General features: G+C 63.5%; 12 protein-coding genes. 5 read left to right on the plus strand and 7 right to left on the minus strand.

Annotated features, from left to right (window positions below; genetic code table 11):
* The first annotated feature begins 156 nt into the window (after positions 1 to 156).
* From ACFSOZ_RS19435 to ACFSOZ_RS19455, 5 genes are read left to right on the plus strand one after another with little or no spacing between them, the layout of a single operon-like run.
* Complete coding sequence (locus ACFSOZ_RS19435) at positions 157 to 1,740, plus strand: TIGR02677 family protein (protein WP_379100455.1); 1,584 nt, start codon at positions 157 to 159, stop codon at positions 1,738 to 1,740.
* Positions 1,737 to 3,020 carry a TIGR02678 family protein gene (locus tag ACFSOZ_RS19440; RefSeq protein ID WP_378921955.1) on the plus strand — a complete coding sequence of 428 codons (1,284 nt, stop codon included), beginning with the start codon at positions 1,737 to 1,739 and terminating at the stop codon, positions 3,018 to 3,020. Before ACFSOZ_RS19435 ends, ACFSOZ_RS19440 begins: the two co-directional genes overlap by 4 nt.
* A complete protein-coding gene (locus ACFSOZ_RS19445) occupies positions 3,017 to 7,183 on the plus strand; it encodes a TIGR02680 family protein (RefSeq protein ID WP_379100457.1) in 4,167 nt (1,388 codons plus the stop codon). The genes ACFSOZ_RS19440 and ACFSOZ_RS19445 overlap by 4 nt, the downstream gene beginning before the upstream one ends.
* Positions 7,180 to 8,481 (plus strand): TIGR02679 family protein, encoded by a 1,302-nt coding sequence (locus ACFSOZ_RS19450; RefSeq protein ID WP_379100459.1) that lies wholly within the window; start codon positions 7,180 to 7,182, stop codon positions 8,479 to 8,481. Before ACFSOZ_RS19445 ends, ACFSOZ_RS19450 begins: the two co-directional genes overlap by 4 nt.
* Positions 8,471 to 8,680 carry a hypothetical protein gene (locus ACFSOZ_RS19455; RefSeq protein ID WP_379100461.1) on the plus strand — a complete coding sequence of 70 codons (210 nt, stop codon included), beginning with the start codon at positions 8,471 to 8,473 and terminating at the stop codon, positions 8,678 to 8,680. Before ACFSOZ_RS19450 ends, ACFSOZ_RS19455 begins: the two co-directional genes overlap by 11 nt.
* Positions 8,681 to 9,052: 372 nt before the next feature.
* On the opposite strand, the gene ACFSOZ_RS19460 is transcribed toward ACFSOZ_RS19455, so the two are convergent.
* From ACFSOZ_RS19460 to ACFSOZ_RS19490, 7 genes are all read right to left on the minus strand, one after another.
* On the minus strand, positions 9,053 to 11,206 hold the full coding sequence (locus ACFSOZ_RS19460) for a xanthine dehydrogenase family protein molybdopterin-binding subunit (protein ID WP_378921961.1): 2,154 nt from the start codon (positions 11,204 to 11,206) through the stop codon (positions 9,053 to 9,055).
* Between the two features lie 12 nt (positions 11,207 to 11,218).
* Complete coding sequence (locus tag ACFSOZ_RS19465; protein ID WP_095082034.1) at positions 11,219 to 11,671, minus strand: (2Fe-2S)-binding protein; 453 nt, start codon at positions 11,669 to 11,671, stop codon at positions 11,219 to 11,221.
* Between the two features lie 301 nt (positions 11,672 to 11,972).
* Entirely contained in the window at positions 11,973 to 13,055 is a 1,083-nt protein-coding gene (locus tag ACFSOZ_RS19470) for an LLM class flavin-dependent oxidoreductase (protein ID WP_379100505.1), read from the minus strand.
* Positions 13,056 to 13,356: 301 nt separating this feature from the next.
* A complete protein-coding gene (locus ACFSOZ_RS19475) occupies positions 13,357 to 14,958 on the minus strand; it encodes an SDR family oxidoreductase (RefSeq protein WP_095082040.1) in 1,602 nt (533 codons plus the stop codon).
* A 211-nt stretch (positions 14,959 to 15,169) separates the two neighbouring features.
* Complete coding sequence (locus ACFSOZ_RS19480) at positions 15,170 to 15,709, minus strand: nuclear transport factor 2 family protein (protein WP_379100463.1); 540 nt, start codon at positions 15,707 to 15,709, stop codon at positions 15,170 to 15,172.
* Between the two features lie 166 nt (positions 15,710 to 15,875).
* Positions 15,876 to 16,121 (minus strand): ferredoxin, encoded by a 246-nt coding sequence (locus ACFSOZ_RS19485; protein ID WP_095082044.1) that lies wholly within the window; start codon positions 16,119 to 16,121, stop codon positions 15,876 to 15,878.
* 44 nt (positions 16,122 to 16,165) lie between these two features.
* Complete coding sequence (locus tag ACFSOZ_RS19490; RefSeq protein ID WP_095082046.1) at positions 16,166 to 17,383, minus strand: cytochrome P450; 1,218 nt, start codon at positions 17,381 to 17,383, stop codon at positions 16,166 to 16,168.
* Between the last annotated feature and the right edge of the window lie 948 nt (positions 17,384 to 18,331).

Genomic DNA, 18,331 nt, shown 5'->3' on the forward strand with positions numbered 1-18,331 from the left:
CAAGGCTGCGGGCAAGGCCTCTGGAGATCGACCATAAGCCAAGTCCCCGATGCCTGCTTTCAGCGCCATCGCATGCGACAGTGGTGACACACGGCCATTGCCGTCCGGGAATGGGTGGATGTGTGGGCGGAAGCGATGGCAATGATACGAGTGGTCTTGACTGAACGTGAGAACAAAGCAAAAACATTCAAAGTGGATTTGGGGAGGCAGCGATTGCCTGTGCACATTGCAAATGACCCGGCGGACCTATTTCGTCACGTTAGCGCCGAGAAGGCCGCATTCTACCGCTGCATCATGGACGTCTTCGCAGCGGCGAAGCGGCAATATCGTTTGCAGTTACGGCCCGACGAAGTGCTTGCCGAAGCCCGATGGCCGGACGGGCCGCCGCGCATTGAGGACGTGAATACGGCGCTCACTCAGCTTACGGAATGGGGCAATCTTGAATCGCATCCCGACACCGCGCGGGTTGCCAGCCTTAGCGACTTCTACCGTGCACGCTTTCTCTATCGCCTTTCGCAGGGCGGCGAGGCCGTGGAATCCGCCTTGGCAGTGTTCGTACAGACCTTGCAGCGCCGCGCTGAGCTGCAAACGGTGGCGCTCGAGGACATAGCGAGCCGACTGCAGGCACTTCAGGCGCTGGCCGAAGCAACCGAACCTGACGCGGCCAAGATCCACGAAACGCTACGGGATCTCGTGCGTGTCTTCGAAAGTCTGGCCGAGAACGCCCAGGCGTTCATGGCCGGCGTCGCGCGCAGCATCGAGCTGCAGCAAGCCGAAGCAGGGGTGGTCGCAAACTACAAGAAGCGGCTGATCGACTATCTGGAGCGCTTCATGGGTGATCTGGTGCGCCGTTCCGACACCATCGCACGCCTCATCCTGGCTTTGGAGCCGGGCATCGATGCCCTGCTTGGACAGGTGGCCGAGCGCGAATCGCGTGACGCGGCTCCCGGCGGCGCACGGGATCAGGTCGAGGCGCGGAAAGATTACCTGCAAGCCTGGCGAGAACGCTGGAAGGGTCTGCGCGGTTGGTTTCTCAGCACCGGCCACGAGCCCCCGCAAGCCGAGCTGTTGCGGGCGCGGGCACGATCGGCCATCCCCCAGCTTCTGGCTGCTATCGCCGCGCTGAATGAGCGGCGCAGCGGCCGCAGCGATCGCTCTGCCGACTTCCGCATGCTCGCCGGCTGGTTTGCCGCCTGCGCAGACAACGGCGAGGCGCACCGCCTTGCGCGGGCCGCCTTCGCCCTCAATCCGGCGCGGCATTTCTCGCTCAACGCCAACGCGGACGCCGAGCTGCCGGCCAGCACCTCCTGGGCCGACGCCGCGCCGCTCAAGATTCACCCGCGTTTGCGCGAATACGGCGAAGCGGCCCCGCGCGGACCGCTGCCGCGCGTGCGAGACCGCGCCGAAGAGCGAGCGTTCCTGGCACTTCAGCTCGCGGAGGAATCGCTGCAGGTCGAAGCGGCGCGCAAGCGCCTCGCCACCAGCCGCCCGGCGCGGCTTTCGGATCTGGGGGAACTCGACATACATGCCTTTGGTCTGTTTCTGGGCCTGCTCGGGGAGGCGCTAAGCGAACAAGCCGGACCGGACACGCCGGTGGAACGCCAGACGGGCGATGGCTTACTGCACATCCACTTGAAGCCGCTTGCCCCCGACAGCCGCGCCACGATAAACACGCCGCATGGCGTCTTTGCAGGGCGCGACCATCTGATCACCATCACGCCCTTGCAGGACGGTCGATGACAGCGACGAACGGCTCCAACGACAGTCGCGGAATTGGCCTGCTGCAGCAGCGCTTCCGGCGCGAGGAGTTCCGCGCCTGCGTGCGCGCCCTGCTGATGACGCCGTTGATAGGCCCGGCACATGAGGATTTCGCCGTCATACGCCGCCAGGCCGAATCATTGCGCGAATGGTTTTCTCGCGAGACGGGCTGGATATTACAAGTCGAGCGCGAGGGCGCGCGCCTCTACAAGCGGCCAGGAGACGTGACCGACGCCATGCGCGGCCTCCCCGGCTACGATCGCCGGCGCTACGTGCTGCTTAGCCTCGCCTGCGCGGTGCTCGAACGTGCCGACCCGCAGATCACTTTGCGCCTGCTAGGAGAGAGGCTGCTGGAGCTCGCCGCCGAGCCGATGCTCGACTTCACCTTCGTTCTCGAGGCGCAACACGAGCGGCGCGAACTGGTTTCGGTGTGCCGCACCTTGCTGAGCCTCGGGGTGTTGCACCGCGTGGCCGGCGACGAAGAAACGTTCGTGCAGGCCGGAGGCGATCAGGCGGATGCGCTCTACGACGTGCAACGCCGCATGCTCGCCGGCATGCTGGCGGCTGTGCGTGGCCCGTCCACTTGGTCACCGGAAGAAGCGCCCAAAACGCTCGAAGAGCGGCTACGCGCCCTTGTCGGCGAACATGTAGCGGACAGCGAGGAAGGTCGGCGCACGGCGCTGCGCCACCAACTCGCGCGCCGGCTTCTCGATGATCCGGTGGTCTATGTCGAGACGCTGGACACGGAAGCCCGAGCCTACTTCTTCAATCAGCGCGGCGCAATGGCGGCTCGCCTGTGCGAGGCCGCCGGCCTGGTGGCCGAGCAGCGCGCCGAAGGGCTGGCGCTGGTCGATGAAGCCGGTGTGCTGACCGACGTCGCCATGCCGGCCGAGGGCACCGACGCCCACGTAACGCTGCTGGTTGCCGAACACCTAGCCACCGGCCAAAGGCAGCGCCGGACGGATGGGGCCGGCACGGCACCGGCCACCGGCATGCGGGAGCACGACATTGCCGACTTCCTGCATGAGGCCAAGGGCCGGTATGGCCGCTACTGGCGCAAATCGGCGCGCGAGCCCGGCGCCGAGCGCGAGCTCGCCACCATTGCGATCGATCGATTGGAAAAGCTGCGACTTGCCGTGCGGATGGCGGGCTTCATACAGCCCCTGCCGGCGCTCGCGCGCTTCGCGCTGGGCGAGGCTGAGATTCGCGAAAGCCGCGGCGCCTCGACCAGGGCAGCCGGCCTTCGATTGGAATCGACATGAACCTGTTCGCCTTGCCTCCGGAAAAACCCGCCTTGCCGATGCCGACGCGGCAGCGCTGGCAGCCTCTGCGCCTGGGTCTGGTGGAGCTCTTCCACTACGACAGCGAGGAATTCTGGTTCCGCGACGGCCACCTGCTGCTGCGGGGCAACAACGGCACCGGCAAGTCCAAGGTGCTGTCGCTGACGCTGCCACTGCTGCTCGACGCGCAGCTCAAGTCTTCGCGCATCGAGCCCGACGGGGACGGCAGCAAGAAGATGGCCTGGAACCTGCTGATGAACAGCTATGACCGGCGCATCGGCTATACGTGGATCGAGTTTGGCCGCGTCGCGGAAGACGGCACGCCACGTTTTCTCTCGCTCGGCGCCGGCCTTTCGGCAACGGCGGCCCGTCCGCAGGTCGATAGCTGGTTCTTCCTGTTGGAAGACACCGACGGCGCGCCGCGCATCAACCAGGATCTGTGGTTGACGAGCGCGCAGCGTGTCGTACTGACCAAAGAGCGCCTGCGCGACGCGCTCGATGGTCGTGGCCAGGTGTTCGACACTGCAGCCGGCTACCGCCGCGCCGTCGACGAGCGCCTGTTCCATTTGGGCGCCAAGCGCTACGACGCGTTGATGGACACGCTGATCCAGCTTCGCCAGCCGCAGCTTTCCAGAAAGCCGGACGAGACCGCGCTTTCGAATGCCCTGACCGAGGCCCTGCCGCCGCTGGCGCCCGAATTACTCGGCGACGTTGCCGAAGCGCTTGGACAGTTGGAGGAAGACCGTCGTCAGCTCGACGAGTATCAGGCCCTGGTCAAGGCCGTCGGCCGTTTCGAAGAGCGTTATCGCATCTACGCCGGCACACAGACCCGCCGGCAGGCACGCTTGTTGCGCCAGGCCCAGACCGAGTTTGACAACGCCAGCCGGACACGAGGCGAAGCCCAGGTCCGGTTTGACGAAGCCCAAGCGCAAGAAACGCTGGCACGAACGACCCACGATGATGCGGAGATCGTGCTGACGCGAGGGCGCGCGCGTCTCGACACTTTGCGTTCCGACCCGACGATGCAGGACGCCAACCGCCTCGAAACCGCCGAAAGAGACAGGGCTGCACGACTGCAGGCGATGCAGAAGGCCACGGCGGCCGTCGAAGAGGCGGGCCGACGGCTGGGACTCAGCACGCAAGAAGCCGGACGCGCAATCCAGCGCGCGGACCAGGCCGAACGCGCATTGGCCCATCTGCGCCTGGAAAGTGCGACGCACGCCGATGCGGCGGGCATCGCTGGCCAGCATGCTGGAAATCCCCTCGCCACATCGCAAGCTTCCGCGCTGATCGAGCTGACGCAGCATGCTTTCGACGGGGCCTGCGGCGAGCTCCGCAACCTCGTTGTCGGCCGGCGTGAGCAGATTGCCCAGTTGCGTCGCCGCCACGACGAAGTCGCGCGGGCCGAGGCCGCCTATGCGCGGCGCTGCGAAGTCCAAGATGAAAGGCGCATCGCAGCTGAAGAGGCTGCCGAAAGTCGGACCCAAGCCGACACTGAGTTCGAACAGCAAGGCCGTGCTCTGGTGGAGAGCTGGGACCGCTATTTTATCGGCCTAAAACAATTGCTGGTCGATCCCGACGGCAGATCCGCGGCATTGACGGCCCTGGCGGAATGGACAATAACGCTCCAAGGTGACAACCCCACCCTCCGGCTTCTGCAAGCGGCATATCAAGGGGCCAGCCTTTCGCTCACTCAGCGTCGCGTAGCGCTCGACGGCCAAAGGCAGGCGCTGGAGATGGAATACGACACCCTGAAAGACGAACGCGGACGCCTGGAAGCCGGCGACGAAATGGCGCCGCCCCTGCCCTATACGCGCGATGCCTCTGTCCGCGATGCACGTCAGGGCGCGCCGCTCTGGCAAGTGGTCGATTTTCGCGGCACGGTGGCTGCCCCGCAACGCGGCGGCCTTGAAGCCGCGCTCGAAGCCGCCGGGTTGCTGGACGCCTGGATAGCGCCTGACGGACGCCTCCAAGCCGGCGATGGCGGCACCCTACCTTACGATACGCAGGCTGTGGAACGACAAAAGCACTCTCCATCGCTCGTTGACTGGCTGGAAGCCACCGTCTCGGCCGGCTGCGTCGTGCCAGCCAACATCATCGAGCGCGTGCTGTCGGGCATCGCCTGCGCGGACGACGATCCGATCGACAGCGAGGCCTGGATCGCCCCCGACGGCCGCTTCCGCCTCGGCGCATTGTCCGGTGCGTGGGGCAAGCCAGAGGCAGTCTACATCGGCCACGCGGCCCGCGCCGCAGCCCGCGGGCGGCGGTTGGCCGAGATTGCTGGCCGCCTCGCCCAACTCTCCGTTGAGTTGACGGATGTGCAAGCCAAGGTGGAGCAGCTCGCGCTGTATCGGGAACAGGCCGACGAAGAGTGGCGGCTTGCGCCCGCCGACGAGGCGTTGCGGGTCGCTCATTTGACCGCCACCGCTAGCGCCCAAGCCGCGCGTCTCGCCAGCGAAAAGCTGGCCGAAGCAGACACACGGTGTCGCGAGGCCGAACAGGCGCTCACGGCAGTGCGCGAGCAGCTTGCCGCGGATGCCGTTGACCAGCGCCTGCCCGAAATACCCGAAGCGCTGCCTGCCATCCAAGCAGCGCTCGATCATTATCGCGATGCGCACGTCCGGCTCGAACAAGTGGCCCATGAGGTCCGTCTGGCACTGCCGGAGCGGCAACGTCAGCGTGCCCGCGAGAGTGAGGCACGCCACGATGTGCGGCAGCGCGAAGAGGAACTCGCGACAGCCCGTGTTGAAGCGGAAGACGCCTCTGCTCGGCTCGACGTGCTGCGCGAAACGGTCGGCGCCAAGGTCGAGGAATTGCAGCGGCAACTGACCGATGCGCGCCGTGTGGTCGAAGCCGGTGAAGCCGCCCTGAAGCTCGCCGGCGAAGCCTGGCGCAAGGCAAGTGAGGCGCGTGCGGTTGCCGGCCAGCAGGCTGAGACGGCGAACCTCGTTCTTCAGCAGCGCGGCGAGGCCCGCGCCAAGGCGATCTCCACATTGCAGCAATTCTCGGGCACGGGCCTGCTGTCGGCCGCCCTGCCGCATGTTGAAATGCCCGACATGAGCGTTCAGTGGACGATCGACCCGGCGTTGACGCTGGCCCGCCGCGCCGAACAGGATCTGTCGAACCTCAAGGACGACGACGAGGCGTGGGCGCGCGTCCAGCGGCAGACAGCTGAAGAACTGACCGAGCTGCAGCGCGCGCTTGGCGCGCTCGGCCACCAGGCCCAGGCCGACCCCAGCGATTGGGGTTTCAGGGTGGATATCGTCTATCAGAACCGGCGCGAACGGCCCGACCGCCTTGCCACGCGCCTCGCCGAAGAGATCGCCCAGCGCAGCGAACTGCTCACCGCCAACGAACGGGCTGTTCTGGAGAACCATCTGCAGGCTGAAATCGCCGCGGAAATCCAGCGCCTGTTGCAGGGCGCCGAACGTCAAGTCGACGCCATCAACGGCGAGTTGCACAAACGCCCTACCTCCACCGGCGTACGCTATCGCCTGTTGTGGCAGCCACTGCTAGAAGAGGAAGGAGCGCCGGTGGGCCTCGACGTGGCGCGCAAGCGCCTGCTCAACACCAGCGCGGACCTTTGGTCGTCAGGCGACCGGAGCGTCGTCGGTGCGATGCTGCAACAGCGCATCTCCGCCGAGCGGGAGCGCGCTGATTCCAGCGGTGGAAAAGACAGCGGCGGGACCTTGCTCGACCAGCTGGCCCGCGCCCTGGATTATCGCCACTGGCACCGCTTCCGCGTCGAACGCTGGCAGGAGGGACATTGGCGCAAGCTTTCCGGACCCGCCTCGAGCGGCGAGCGGGCGCTCGGTCTGACGGTGCCGCTGTTTGCTGCGGTCGCCAGCTTCTACAGCCAGGGCAGCCACGTCCTAGCCCCGCGGTTGATGCTGCTCGACGAAGCCTTCGCCGGCATCGATGACACAGCACGCGCGCATTGCATGGGTCTGATCCGCGAGTTCGATCTGGACTTCGTCATCACCAGCGAGCGCGAGTGGGCGTGTTATGCTGAACTGCCGGGCGTCGCCATCTGCCAGTTGCAGCGGCGCGAAGGTATCGACGCCGTGTTCGTGTCGCGATGGAGCTGGGACGGCCGGGAAAAGACGTCCGAGGCCGATCCCGATCGCCGATTTGCGCCAGCATGAACGACCAGGCCGACCCGCGACTTCAACGCCTGCTCGGCGGTGAGCACCTCGCCTTGCTGCGCAAGCGGCTGCGCCAACGCTTCGAGCGCGCTCCGCTCGGCGGCACTGTCGATCCTATTCGCGTCGCCGGGCTTAGCGCGGAAGAACACGCAACACTGGCCTCGCTGCTCGGTCGCCCGCAGCGCCGCTCCAAGTCCCTACAAATCAACGTCCGCCAGGTCGATGCCGACCTGCTGCACTCCGGCATCGCCACGTCCCTGCGCGATGCGTTGGAAAAGCTCGACGGCCCCATCGTTCATCTCGCCGGGATGCGCCTCCATCTGCAAACAGTGTGGTCCGGTGTAATCGAGGGTTGCAGGCATTCCGGCTTGGCCAGCTTGCTGCTGACACCGGAGGGCATCGGCCTGCTCAAGCGGATCGCTCGGCGGGATGCGATCGCTGCAGCGGAGCTTTGCCGACGCGCCGAAGAGGTGCTGCGGTATCTGCCGGCGAAAGGCATCACGCGTTCGCAATTGGCTGCGGACGTTCTGGGCGATGCCCATGCGCTTGACAACGGCCGCGGGGTCGCGACACTCGTGTTGGCAGTCTGGCGCCAGACCGCCACGCCCGCTGATGACCCGGCCGCACCCGTTGCCAATGAAGATGGCAAGACGATACGGAAATCGAGCGAGGACATCGATCTGATCCCGGCCGGCGGTGCGGAGCGAGTCCGCGAGACGTGGGCCAGAGCAGGGGTTCTGGTCAATGAGCTGGCACGCCCTGCCCTGTCCCTGAACCTGCCGACAAGCGGGACAGAAAGCGATCGTTGGCGCTTGGGAGAGCCAGCCTATGCATCGCTGCGATCGCTGCTGCGCTCGCCGCCCCGATGGGATGCAACGGGCCGTAACGTCTACGTGTGCGAAAATCCCAACCTGCTCGCCATCGCCGCTGACCGATGGGGAGCTGGCTGCGCCCCGCTGGTCTGCACCGATGGTATGCCAGCGGCTGCCCAACGATGCCTTCTGGCCCAACTCGCGCAGGCGGGCGCGCGCCTCTACTATCACGGCGATTTTGACTGGCCCGGATTGCGCATCGGCAACCACATCATGCGCGAACATGGTGCCGAGCCATGGCGCTTTGGCGCCGTCGACTATATAGCCGCCGTGCGAACAGCTCCGAGCCTGGCCCACCCGCTTGGAGGAAAGGCGGTCGAAGCAGCATGGGACGGAGCGCTGACGCTGGCCATGCTTCAGCATCGCGTGGCCATCGCCGAGGAGGCCCTGGCTGCCTCGTTATTGCAGGATCTTGATGATCGATAAACCTGATTTCTATATCCTCATAGCCCATCGCAAAGGGCAAAAGTTTAGACTTAATCTGACAGACGGTGTCATAAAGCTGAACCGAGAGCCGAGGCCGGGCGCGGAGTGGTCAGGGTTCGCAGCGCCCGGCCTCGGCGTGAAAGATTCCGAAATGACCAAGAACCAAAAGATCATCCGCGCCAAGGTGGGGCTGTTGTAGCTCGCCAAACAGCCCGGCAATGTCAGCCAAACCTGCAAGATGATGGGTTATTCGTACGACAGCGTAGGAGACGGGCGGGAGCTGACTCTGCAGGAGATGACGCGCAAGAAAGCCGCTGCTGCCCACCGACGCTCCGGAGGTGGAGACGATCATTCTCGAATTGTCGCTGGAGCTGCTGGCCTTAGGTCAGATCCGCATGCCATAAGGCTGGCGAGGAAACGCGGCCACTCGGTCTCGCCTCCGGGGTGCGCGGGGTGTGGCAGCGGCACAATCTCGAGACGATGAAGAAGCGGCAGAAGGCGCTGGAGGCCAAGGTTGCCTGGGATCTCGACCCGCAGAGCTTCTCCAATTGACCCTATACCCTGAAAGCGGTCAGATAGATTTGAGGAGTTTGGTGTCTACGGGCAGCGTGCGGATGCGCTTGCCCGTCGCCGCGAAGATCGCATTCGTTAGGGCTGGAAATACCGCCGCGGTTCCAGCCTCGCCCATCCCCCCAGGCGCTTCGGCACTGTTGACGAAGTGTGTCTCCACTACGGGCACTTCATCCATTCGCATCGGAAGATAAGTGTCGAAATTGCCCTGCTCCACCCGCCCGTCCTTCAGCGTGATGGCGCCGTGCGAGGCAGCCGTCAGGCCGAAGATGCAACCGCCTTCCATTTGAGCCGCAATCGTGTCGGGATTGACCTGCAGCCCGCAATCGACCGCACAGACGAGCCGATGAACCTTGACCGTGCCGTCGGTGCCCACCTCGACCTCCGCCACGGTCGCCATGTATGTGCCGAAGGCGAATTGCACCGAAACGCCCCGACCCTGCCTCTGGGGCATCGGTGCTCCCCAACCCGCCTTCTGCGTGGCCAGCGTCAGCACGCCAAGCGCACGCGGATTGTGGCTGAGCAAGGCCTTGCGAAACTCGACAGGATCAGCCTTCGCCGCCGCTGCCAGCTCATCGATGAAGCTTTCGACCACGAAGATATTATGGGTCGCACCAACGCCACGCCACCAGGCGGTGGGAACGGCCGGCGGCTCGACCCTCTTGAATTCAACATGAATGGCAGGAAATGCATAAGGCGGTTGATCCGCTCCCTCGACGCCGTCCGGATCGACACCATTCTGCATGCCAGCAGGAAAATAACGCGCCGTCACCGACGATCCGGAAACGCGGTGAGTCCAGGCAACCAGCTTGCCAGATGCGTCAAGCCCGGCCGACAGCCGGTCATAATAGTAAGGCCGATACATGTCGTGCTGGATGTCTTCCTCGCGGCTCCAGATAACTTTGACTGGCCCGTCCACCTGCTGCGCCACCTTAACGGCATGCTCAATGCCGTCCACCTCCAACCGACGGCCGAAGCCGCCGCCGATCAGATGATTGTGGATGGTGACGGCTTCGACAGGCAAGCCGGTGAGCTGCGCTGCGGTCGTCTGCGCCATGGTGGGCACTTGCGTACCGACCCAGACGTCGCAAGCATCCTTCTTCACATGCACGGTGCAATTCATCGGCTCCATGGTCGCGTGCGCGAGGAACGGCAACTGATAGACAGCTTCCAAGCGCCGGGTCGCACCAGCCAGCGCTTTCTCGACGTCACCTTCACTGCGCGCTACAGCTCCGGGTGTCTTCGAAGCCTCCTTGAGCTGGCGGATGATGTCGGCACTGTTGACAGTGGCGTTCGGCCCCTCGTCCCACTGGATCGCAGCCGCATCGAGGCCTTTCTTGGCAGCGCCCATATGGTCGGCGACAACCGCCACAGCCTGATCGGTCAGGACGACCTGATGGACACCTCTGACAGCCAGAGCCGCTTTTTCGTCGACCGATTTCGGTTTGCCGCCAAATACCGGCGAGATGGCGATTGCGGCGATCTTCATCCCGGGAATTTTAGTGTCGATCCCGAAGACAGTTGTTCCATTGACCTTCCCGGGTGTGTCGAGCCGCCTGTGAGGCTTGCCGATGATTTTGAAGTCCTTCCGATCCTTGAGGGCTACGCTTTCGGGTGCGGGTGCCGGCAGGGTGCCTGCGGCATCGACAAGCTGGCCATAGGCGAGATGGCGGGATCCAGATGTTTCGAAAACCGAGCCGCTCTCGGCGCGACAGGTCTTGGGATCGACGCCCCATTTTTGGGCCGCGGCTTCTAGCAAGAGAGTGCGGGCAACCGCGCCTGCCTGGCGCAGCGGCATCCAGAAAGCGCGGATCGAAGTCGACCCGCCGGTGCTCTGAGGCCCAAACAGAGGATTGCCGTATAGCGCGTCGCTCGCGGGCGACAGTTCGAGGCGAACCTGATCAAGGCCGACGTCAAGCTCCTCTGCGAGCAGCATGGCGTGCGCGGTGTGGATCCCCTGCCCCATCTCGGCCATGGGCATCACCATCGTGACGATGCCCTGGCGATCGATACGAATGAAGGCATTCGGCGCGAAGCCTGGTGATGCTTGAGCCGCAGCCCTTCGAGGCGACGACGGCAGAGAAAGCGCGACTACGAGACCTCCCCCGGCAGCGAGAAAGTTGCGGCGGTTTAGACGGAGCGACCTGTCGAACATTAGCCTCTATCCTCAAGCGGTCGCACGATGGATGGCAGCACGAATGCGCTGATAGGTGCCGCAGCGGCAGACATTGCCGGACATCGCAGCGTCGATATCAGCGTCGGTGGGCTTCGGTGTGGCTGCAAGGAGAGCGGCAGCCGACATGATCTGGCCGGACTGGCAATAGCCGCATTGCGGCACGTCGAGATCGATCCAGGACTGCTGGAGCGCTTTACCCTGCGGCGTCTCGCCTATGGCCTCGATTGTTGTGATGGAACTCTCCCCGACGCTGTCGATCGGGGTCTGACAGGCGCGCACAGCCTGTCCGTCGAGATGCACCGTGCAAGCACCGCATAAACCGGCACCGCATCCGAACTTGGTACCGGTCATGCCGAGGACATCGCGCAAGACCCACAGCAATGGGGTATCACCATCGGCATCGACCGTGTGAACAGTACCGTTGATCTTGATGTTGGTCGTCATACGGGCCTCGTGTGGAGAGTAGGGTTTGAATTTTCAGTAAGCTGACGGGACAGCGGTGACCGCTCGATCGTGGTTGTCTTCTAATTGGTTTTGGAGCCTTGCAGCACGCTCTCGCTGCTGAATCGCACATGCGGATGGGTGTCCGCCAATTTGGGTTGTGGTGCATGATGGCTGTGAGGCGTTCCGATGGACCTTCGACGGTGCTGAAGATGCTCGTAATGTGCAAATGCATGGCGGCCAGCGGTGTCCGCCGTTGGGCAGTGCTGCCCGATGCCGGCCAGGGCAAGCCAATGGCAGCAATTCAATTCAAGTCGTTGCGAACTTGCAAGCTGCCAGCCTCCGAGGGGCCGAGCGACTTGTTGACCGCCGGGATGATCTTGTCTCCCCAGAGCTCGATCTGGCGTAGCATCGTCTTTTGATCGAAATCCCCCAACTGAGTCTGAATTGCGATCTGGTCCGGTTTCAAGACCCCCATCTCCTCCAACAGCCGATCAATCACGCGATTGACGCTGCCGATCGGCAGGTTCTCGCGCATGGTCTTGAACGACAGATCCTGCTGCGTCGGCGTTTCCTCCAGCAGATAGCCGTCCTGGCTCTGCTGGCGGCGCTGATGCAGTGCTTCAGACAACCGGCGCTGGAAGCGGGCATTGTCGAGGTAACAGTCGATCTCCGCTTCGTCGTCGCTGGCGTAGCAGCAGCGCAGCAACGATATCTTGGCGTCCGTGACATTCTTGCCCTCGGAAGCCGCCGCCTTCTCGATCGAATCGCGCAGAGTGCTCAAAGTCTCCAAGCCGTTGTGGAATGCTGTGACAAAAAAATTATGTCCCTCACGATAGGCCCGGGCCATCCTCTCGGACCCGCCAGCGATCCAGATCGGCGGAGTCGGCTTCTGGACGGTGCGCACCGAAATCGCCGTCGGCGGTATCTTCTCATACCGGCCGTCGTGCTCGAAGATTTTTTGGTTGAGGCCCTTCAGAAGGATGTCCAGATATTCCGAAAAGACCGCCGGCGCCTCATCGATATTCACGCCGAAACGCTCGAACTCGAACTGCTGGTATCCCAGGCCGACGCCGAGTTCGAGACGACCGCTCGCAACGATATCGGCGAAGCCGATCTCGGAAAGCAGGCGCTGGGGTTGATAGAGGGGGAGCACGCAGACGGCGGTGCCGAGGCGAATGGTGTCCGTCAAGCCGGCGCAGTGCGCCACCATCATCAAGGGCGAGGGGATCAGGCTGTAATTGTTGAAGTGGTGTTCGGCGAACCAGGTGGTGTCGAAGCCAGCCTGTTCCGAAAGGACGACCTGTTCGATTGAGTTGCGGATGACGCTGTCGGATGATTGATGATAGCCGCGCTGGGCGGCCAGGATGAAGGTCGCGAATTCCATGGTGTTTCCTTTGTCTGCAGAGGGGGGGTTTGGCCGATAACGGTCGCTCGAAATGTGCAAACAAGGCGTTGGCCGCGGTTGATCCAAGCCCTTGTCGGCGGCGTAGTCTTGCGCCAACCCGCTTGCCAGTGGGCGGCGGCAGGCGCGCCTGGAGCGGTTGGGACTGCATCGACCGGTTCGGCGGCGATGACATCTTCGATCGCAGACAGCGTCGCGGGCGCGACGCGCTGAATGGGCGTGAAGGCTTGGACGCCCTCGGCTTCGATGAGCCGCAGCGCGTTGCCTGGCGAATGATCGACAATCAATGCCCGACCTCCGCAAAACATTCGTCATAGAGTTCGCTGGCGTTTCCCGCATCACCGAACGAGGTCCAGCCGCCGTCCACATAGAGGACCGAGCCGTTGATGTATGAGGCGTCGGACGAAGCAAGGAAAAACGCCGCGTGTGCGATGTCTTCCGGCCGCCCCATCCTGCCCATCGGTATGCGTCGTCCGATCGCTTTGGAGTCGATGCGGCCAGCCTTGGCCAACTGGGCAACGCCAGGCGTGCGGATGTAGCCAGGAGCGACGGTTACTGTCCGAATGCCGACCGGCCCGAGTTCGGCCGCCATGCATCGGGTCAGCATGTCCATCCCGGCCTTCGAGGCGCCGTAAGCATGGCGCGGCGCGACAGGGAGAAAGCTGTTGATCGATCCGAGGTTGAGGATCACGCCGCCAGCGCCCATCGCCTTGATCGCCTCGCGCGCGCAGGTGAAGGCGCCGGTAAGGTTTACACCAAGGACGTGTTCAATATCTGCCGGGATTTGTTCGATACCCGCCGCAAAAGTGTCGGCGACGGCAGCACCGTTTACAAGGACATCGACGCGCCCGAAGCGTGCCCGCAGTTCCTCGAACAGCGCCACCACTTCGCTTTCGACGGCCACATCCACGGATTTCGCCAGGTTCTTGCTGTCGAGCGATGCAGCGAGCACCGTCGCCGCATCGCGATCTCTATCGGCAATCACGACGGTGTCACCGTTCGAGGCAAAGCGGCGAACGACGGCCGCGCCTATGCCATTGGCGCCCCCGGTGACGAGCACGATTCGCGCGTCGGTGCGTTCGGCCGGACAGGAGAGTTCGGCTGGAGGCGTCCCATCCACCGGTGCATGCGCATCCCCTGGCTGGTTGAATGACATCCAACCGCCGTCGACCGCCAGCACCGATCCCGTGATGTAGCGCGCCTCCCTGCTGATCAGAAAACGCACGGCGAGGGCGATCTCGACCGGGCGCGCCAAGCGTCCCATAGGCACGCGGCGACGCACCGCCGCAAGGTCGATCTTGCCTGCGCGTTCCAGTTCCGCGACCATCGGCGTGCGCACGTAGCCCGGCGCGACAGCCGTCACGCGGATGCCGCGAGGAGCCCATTCGCATGCAAGCGACTTCGTCAACGAGATCAAGCCCGCTTTCGAGGCTGCGTAGGCGTTGCGCTTGGGGTTGCCGACCACGCCCGCCATGGAAGCTAAGTTGACGATGACACCGCCCGGCCTCATGCGCCTTGCCGCTTCGCGAGCCATGACGAACGGCCCTATCAAGTTTACTGCCAGGTCGCGCCGGAAGGCATCGACACCGGTGTCGACAGTCGCAGCCATGGCGGGTCCAACCGCGGCGTTATTGATGAGAACGCCGATCTGCCCGAACTGTGCTTCGATCCGGCCATAAAGGGCGAGGACATCCCCCTCTCGCGAGACATCGCATTCGAGGCCGAGATGCGGGCAGCCGAGGCTACGGGCAAGTTCAACCACGCCGCTGCCCGGAAGGTCCACCGCAACAACAGTCTCTCCCTCGCGCGCAAGAAGATCGACCAAGGCACGACCGATGCCGCCGGCGGCGCCTGTAATGATGACGATGCGTCCTGCCTGCTTCATGCGCACTTCTCCGCGACAGCCCTCAGTGATCTCAGCCCATCAACGTTGGGTGGTACAACCGGCCGGGTCACGTCCCGATGACGGCCAGCTGCGGCCCAGATAGACGTCGTGCTTTCCGGCAGCGGTATTTTCACGGGGCGGGCTTTCGCCGGGATGGCTATGGCATTGCAAGGTTGTCCCCACTGCTGATGCGGATCTCCGGTTCGAAATCTCAGACGGCAACATGGACGCCACGCTTTCCGAGCGCATAGACCGGATCGTGCGGATACGGTGCTCCAATCGGCCGCCGCGGGCCGAACCGTTCTGCCTCGGCAACCGCTGGTGGGGTCTGCTCCTCGCACCAATCGTAGACGACCGTCCGTTCCGCAATCCGCCACTGACCTTCCCTCTTCTGAAACAGATCGCAGTAACGGCCGCACAGCAGCGTCTGGCGTATTTCTCCGTCGTTGTCCGGTCCCCGTTGCAGGGCAGTAAAATAGCTCTCGACCGTGGCCTCTGCCCGACTAGTGAATTCGATCAGGATGTTCGCGATCTGATGGATGTTGCACGGTCCGGTCTCGAACACCGCGAGCGCAAACCGAATGAAGCCGTCGGCCGAGCCGCAATAGGCCCCGTGATTGTCTTGCGCATCGGGCCAGTACGAACTGCGCAGCGCCGCCTCATCGGCGCGGTCTATCCCGCGGCAGTACCGGTAGAGGCAGTCGCGGATTGCCTCACGGTCGGTGAGTTCGATTATTTTTTCCTGGTCCATCGGCTCTGTTGCGAATCCTGAGATTGGAAGAGGCGTTTCGCCACCCTGCTGGCGTTTGGGCAGTGGAGCACCTCGATGTCGCAGATATGCCCGCGGTTGCACGCGGACAGCGGTGGGACAGGCCGCGCCAGCCTTTTCCGTTGTGCGGTCCCATCGCTCCGCGCATCTAAACTTGCCGGGCTGTCGGTTGGACGGCGTCCAGTTCGACCTGCGCAGCCGGAGCGTGGTCGACTTCCAGCGCACGTTCTGGGCAGGACCTCGCGGCTCGGAAAGCAAGCAGTTGCTCCGCCTCCGCAACCTCGATGTCACCGGGCAGGATGGAGCCTTCATCGTCAAGCTTAAAGATGCCGGGCGCTTGCGCCCAGCAGCGCGCGTGACCCTGGCATTTGGCAGTATGGACGATAATGCGCATGGTGCTGTCTCCATTGTCTGCGCCGCGTCTCGGGGCGGCTTTGCTCAGGACCAGTCCAGGATCAGATTTTCGATTCCGAACAAATGGCCGCCATGGGCGATGGGCGCCGTACTTTCCTTGATCCGAAAGGCCGGGATGCGCGACAGCCACTCCTCCAGACCAATGACAATCTCCCGCCGGGCAAGGTGTGAGCCGAGGCAGCGGTGGGGACCGTAGCCGAACGCGGCGTGACGATTTTCCTGTCTCGCCAGATCGATCGTGTTGGGGCGTTCGAATTCCGTCGGGTCACGATTGGCGATCATCGTGGCACAGGAAACATAATCCCCCTTGCGGATGGGCGCGCCCTCGAAGTCAATATCTTTCTTCGCCACGCGGATGATCTGCACCGTTGGATAGGCGCGCAGCAATTCTTCGGCCGCGGGCGCGATCCGGTCCGGTTCGGTGCGCAGCCATTCCTGCTCTTTGAGGTTGCGCGCCAGATAGGCGAGGTCAAAGCCTAAGGCTGCTGCAACTGTGTCAGCCCCCGCGACGAACAGAAGCACGCCCACGCCACGGACTTGCTCATGGGTCAGCGGTCGGCCCTCGACCTTGGCCTGAACGACAAAGGTCATGAAATCGTCGGCCGGTTCCTTACGGCGAACGGCTGCAAGTTCGTCGATGAACGCCACAATTGTGCGGGCTGCCACCTGTCTTTTCTCATCGTCGCCGTGCAGCAGATCTTTGCCCCAGGCCACGAATGTATCGAGTCGGTGATCGGGTAGCCCAAGAAAGCTAAGAAAGATGCTGACCGTGAAAGGAACGGCAAAATCCTTCATGACGTCGCAGCTTGTGCCGGATGCGACGATCCTCTGGATCAGCGCGATCGCTCGTTCGCGAACAGCCGGTTCCAGCACCAGCACCCGCTTGGGCGAAAGCAGCGGACTAAGTAGTGAGCGGAACACGCCATGGGCCGGCGGATCGAGTTCAAGTGGGATCATCGGCCAGTTTTCGCCCAGCGCGGAGGCGAAGATGCTGCGATGGCTGGAAAAGGTTTCGGCATCCTGCAGCACCCGGCGCTGATCTTTGGCGCGAGTGATGACCCAGGTGCCCTGGCCATCGCGCGTATTGTAGGGAGAATAAAAGATCGGCGGTCCTTCGTGAACGCAAGCGACCGCTGCGTGCGGATCCCCATTGGGCGTCGGCAGCATGCCAGGCGACGTGAACAGACTGAAGTCCCTCACCATTTCGGGCGGGACATGATCTGGAACTGGGTTGGGGGCCATTTTGACTTCTCCTGAAACGTCAGGCGTTCTTCCGCTCGGTCGAGATCGCACGGCTGGTCATAAGGTCGATCAGCAGCATGTTGCACGTCCCGGCTCAGTGCCTCGAGATTTCCGTTTCGCGATGCAGCGCCTGCGCGCAAGCGCGGATGAGATTGGTTGCGAACTCATGCAGGCAGGGTGTCCACGTCGTCCTTGGTCCATAAAGCACCTCAGCCGCCTACTCGCGTTTAGCTGACAGACTGGTCAAACCCCGCTGAGCTGCGAAGCCCTGCTGATGACCACTCTGACAAGATCATCGGAGCAAGTTGCGTGCCGATTAGCGTACCGTTTGCGTTGCACCGCTTGCACCGCGTTGCGGGCTTGGCGACCCTTGGTCGCCTTGCTACATTCTTGTCCGACTTCGGACACAAGAACATGTGCGGTCAGACACGCACGGCAGCGCAAATGAAGATATCTCGATCACCGCGACGCGAGCCCGCGCGTCCCGGCCCTTGGGCACTAGCTAGAGCTGGAGGGCGGCAAAGACCTCTTCGATGCGGGTAGGGAATAGCAACAGCGCGCGATCTTAGATGCTGACAGGTGTCTTCGCAGAACGCCGCGCATGCAGGAACACAATAGAGAAATAGACTCGCGCGGTCGCTGCAGTCCCCGCCGGTGTACGGTAAGGCATCGGTCCGGCTGTCCGGAAACGGTTGGTCTTTCCCGAACCGGCGCAGAACTGCCGATTATCCAACGATACTGCAGTCTTGCCCGATCCGGGTGACCAGTCGATTATTCCGCGCCTGTCGGCTACGCACGGCGCTCCCGCACAAGCCCAAAAAGGTCTTCGCAAAACTCGTCAGATTCACTGCCTTCGAGGGGTTGGCATGGCGCTTGCTCTTCGTCGTTAGAGCCCATCAAGGCACCAAGAAGGCAACAACGAACCATGGCTGAGACGCGAAGCTCCAT

This window comes from Mesorhizobium newzealandense (assembly GCF_042682145.1).
Taxonomy (GTDB): Bacteria; Pseudomonadota; Alphaproteobacteria; order Rhizobiales; family Rhizobiaceae; genus Mesorhizobium; species Mesorhizobium newzealandense.